Annotated in this window: 3 protein-coding genes; all 3 read right to left on the reverse strand. The window is 70.4% G+C overall.

The genetic code is table 11. From position 1 onward, the window contains the following. Positions 1–172 precede the first annotated feature (172 nt). The 3 genes from ispG to pilW are packed head-to-tail and all read right to left on the reverse strand — an operon-like array spanning position 173 to position 3,165. Positions 173–1,462, reverse strand: coding sequence for a flavodoxin-dependent (E)-4-hydroxy-3-methylbut-2-enyl-diphosphate synthase (gene ispG, locus AB7U92_RS24575; RefSeq protein WP_428583074.1), 1,290 nt, complete (start codon positions 1,460–1,462; stop codon positions 173–175). Positions 1,463–1,475: 13 nt separating this feature from the next. Next, the gene (locus tag AB7U92_RS24580; protein WP_428583076.1) at positions 1,476–2,363 is read right to left on the reverse strand and encodes a helix-turn-helix domain-containing protein; all 888 of its coding nucleotides are present in this window, start codon (positions 2,361–2,363) and stop codon (positions 1,476–1,478) included. Further along, complete coding sequence (pilW, locus tag AB7U92_RS24585) at positions 2,356–3,165, reverse strand: type IV pilus biogenesis/stability protein PilW (RefSeq protein ID WP_428583078.1); 810 nt, start codon at positions 3,163–3,165, stop codon at positions 2,356–2,358. Before pilW ends, AB7U92_RS24580 begins: the two co-directional genes overlap by 8 nt. Positions 3,166–3,212 lie beyond the last annotated feature (47 nt).

Consider the following 3,212-nt stretch of genomic DNA (forward strand, 5'->3'; position numbering starts at 1 on the left):
AGCCGTAGCGGTGCATCAGCGCGCGGATCTTGTCCTCGAGCCACTCCCACCGCGCCGAGTCCGGCGGGAGGATGTCGTTCATGCCCTTGACGGCGCGGATTGGTTCAGCCATGGATGTCGTTCTTCGGGGGCGCCGCTGCGCCGTGGCGGCGGGCCGTTCGGGGGATGGCGCTCAGGCGGCCGTGGCCGAGCCGAAGCGCTTCTCGAGGTAGTCCTCGACGATGCGGTGGAACTCCTGCGCGATGCCCTCGCCGCGCAGCGTCATCGCCTTCTCGCCGTCGATGAAGACCGGCGCGGCCGGCGCCTCGCCGGTGCCCGGCAGGCTGATGCCGATGTCGGCATGCTTGCTCTCGCCGGGGCCATTGACGATGCAGCCCATCACCGCGACCTTCATGTTCTCGACGCCGGGGTAGCGCGACTTCCACACCGGCATCTGCGCGCGCAGGAAGTCGTCGATCTGCTTGGCCAGTTCCTGGAAGGTGGTGCTGGTGGTGCGGCCGCAGCCGGGACAGGCGGTCACGCTCGGGTTGAAGTTGCGCAGGCCGAGCGCCTGCAGGATCTCCAGCGCCACCACCACCTCCTGGGTGCGCGCCTCGCCCGGCTGCGGCGTGAGGCTCACGCGGATGGTGTCGCCGATGCCGTCCTGCAGCAGCAGCGCCAGCGCGGCGGTGGAGGCCACCGTGCCCTTGGTGCCCATGCCGGCTTCCGTCAGTCCCAGGTGCAGCGGGTAGTCACAGCGGCGGGCGAGCGCGCGATACACGCTCACCAGATCCTGCACGCCCGACATCTTGCACGACAGGATGATCTGCTCGGGCCGCAAGCCGATCTCCTCGGCGCGCCGTGCCGACTCGATCGCCGAGGTGATGATCGCGCGATACATCACCTGCTGCGGCTCGTGCGGCTCGGGGAGCCTCGCGTTCTCGTCCATCATCTGGGCGAGCAGTTCCTGGTCGAGGCTGCCCCAGTTGACGCCGATGCGCACCGGCTTGGCGTATTTCGCCGCCACCTCGACCATCTGGGCGAACTGGCGGTCCTTCTTGTCGCCCTTGCCGACGTTGCCGGGGTTGATGCGGTACTTGCTCAGCGTCTCGGCGCAGGCCGGGAACTCGGTGAGCAGGCGGTGGCCGTTGTAGTGGAAGTCGCCCACCAGCGGCACGTCGATGCCCATGCGGTCGAGCTGCTCGCGGATGTGCGGCACGGCCGCAGCGGCCTCCGGCGTGTTGACGGTGATGCGCACCATCTCCGAGCCGGCGATGGCCAGCTCCTTGACCTGGATGGCCGTCTCGATCACGTCGACGGTGTCGGTGTTGGTCATCGACTGCACGCGCACCGGCGCTCCGCCGCCGATCGAGACTTCGCGCGAGCCCCAGCGCACCACGGCCTGGTGCGAATACCGCTGGGCCGGCCGGGCCGGAACGATGAAATCGTCGAGAGCTTCGCGCGCAGTGCCCTGAACCGTCATGCCGGCCTCTTTGCTACTTCAGTTCCATGCGCGCGACGTTGTCGCGCGTCGTGCTGGTCAGCGCCACCGGCTGGCCGCGGAATGTGACTTCGGTGGCGGTCGCGTTGCCGACCGTCAGGCGCAGCGGCGTGGCACCGTCGATGCCCACCGTCTCGCCAGGCTGCAGGAGCCGCGACAGCAGCGTCGATCCGCGCGCGTCGGTGACCTCGATCCAGGACTCCGCGCTGGCGCGCAGCTGCAGGATGCCGGCGACGGCGGGCTCGGGGGCGGCGGCCGCTGCGGCTGCCGAAGCCGATGGCGAGGCCGCGCTGGCCGGAGCCTCCGGCACGGCCGGCGCCGAATGCACGGTCTCGACCACCACCGAAGGCGCCGCGGCCGGCGCGGACGCGGACGACGGCGCCACCGCCGACGCCGCCATGCCCCCGGGTGCCGCGGCGGGCGCCGAGGCCGGGTTGGCGCCGGGCATCGTCACCGTTCCCGGCGGCAGAAAATACACCACCGCAGCGAGCAGCAGCAGGAGCAGCGGGCCCCACACGGCCGGAGAACCGATCACCGACCAGTCGCTGCCCTGGCTCATGCCGGGGCGCTCGCGGAACGGCGCATTGATCCCTTCGGACACCTGCTCGAGCCGATGACCCGGCGGCTGCGGCAGCAGCGCGAGCACCGGCGCCGGGTCGATCTTCAAGGCCCGGCACACCGTCTGTGCCAGCGCCCGCGTGAAGGTGGCGTCGGGCAACTCGTCGAGGCGATCGGCCTCCAGCGCCTCGAGCTTGCGCTGCGGCACCTTGGTGGCCGCGGCCAGCATGGCGATGTGCATGCCCTGAGCCTGACGGGCCTGGCGCAGCAGGCTGCCGGCGGTGGGCGATTGCGGCGCCGGTGCCTCGGCGGGAGCATCACTCATTGAACTGCCCTCGCTGGAAGGCGATGGCCTCGCGTGTCTCGGGGAAGCGGCTCAGCAACTGGCGCCCGATCTCCTGGACGCCGCTGGCATTGCCGAGCTTGTGCTCGATCCGTGCGGCCAGCCACAGCGTCTGCACGCTCACGAAGTTGACGTTGGCGTTGACGCGCCGGATGTGGAAGCGCGCACGCTCGGCTTCGCCCCGTCGGAGCAGCACCTCGGCCAGGTTGACCGAGGTCGACGGGTTGGTGGGGTCGATCTGGTAGGAACGCTGCAGCGACTTCTCGGCATCCTCCAGCCGGCCGGCGAAGGCGTGGCACACACCCTGGGCCAGCAAGGTTCGTGCGCTGTCGCGACGTTGCGGCACGGCCAGCGCCTGGTTGAACTGGACGTTGGCCTCGTCGTAGCGCTTGTGCTGGCAGAGATACCAGCCGTAGTTCTGCAGGGCCTCGGCATCGCGCGGGTTGATGGTCAGCGCACGGCGGAAGTCGCTTTCGGCGGCCTCGTCCTTGTCCAGGGAGGCGTGGATCAGCCCGCGCAGGTTGTAGGCCGGGCCGACGTTCGGGTCAGCCGCGATCGCACGATTGATCTCCACCAGCGCAATGTCCGACTGCTTGTTGGCGAAGTAGGCCGCTGCCAGTTCCAGGCGCACCTGGGCACGCCTGCCCGGATCGGCCTCCTCGGCCTGCGGCACCGGGGCCGGGCGCACGTCGCTGATCGGCCCGGTGGTCGTGGTCGAGGTCGTCGAGCACGCGGCCAGCCCTGCCAGCGCAGCGAGCAGCAACGTGCGAACCATGCCTGTCATGCCTTGGTCTCCTGCCGCGGCGACTCGCGCCGCATCACCCGCACCGG

Origin of the sequence: Piscinibacter sp. (genome assembly GCF_050175855.1) — a bacterium.
Lineage (GTDB): Bacteria > Pseudomonadota > Gammaproteobacteria > Burkholderiales > Burkholderiaceae_C > Piscinibacter.

What these genes read in the sequence shown, in the direction of transcription:
- pilW (WP_428583078.1), bottom strand. Translation starts at nt 3,165, where the DNA reads ATGACAGGCATGGTTCGCACGTTGCTGCTCGCTGCGCTGGCAGGGCTG.
- ispG (WP_428583074.1), bottom strand. Translation starts at nt 1,462, where the DNA reads ATGACGGTTCAGGGCACTGCGCGCGAAGCTCTCGACGATTTCATCGTT.
- AB7U92_RS24580 (WP_428583076.1), bottom strand. Translation starts at nt 2,363, where the DNA reads ATGAGTGATGCTCCCGCCGAGGCACCGGCGCCGCAATCGCCCACCGCC.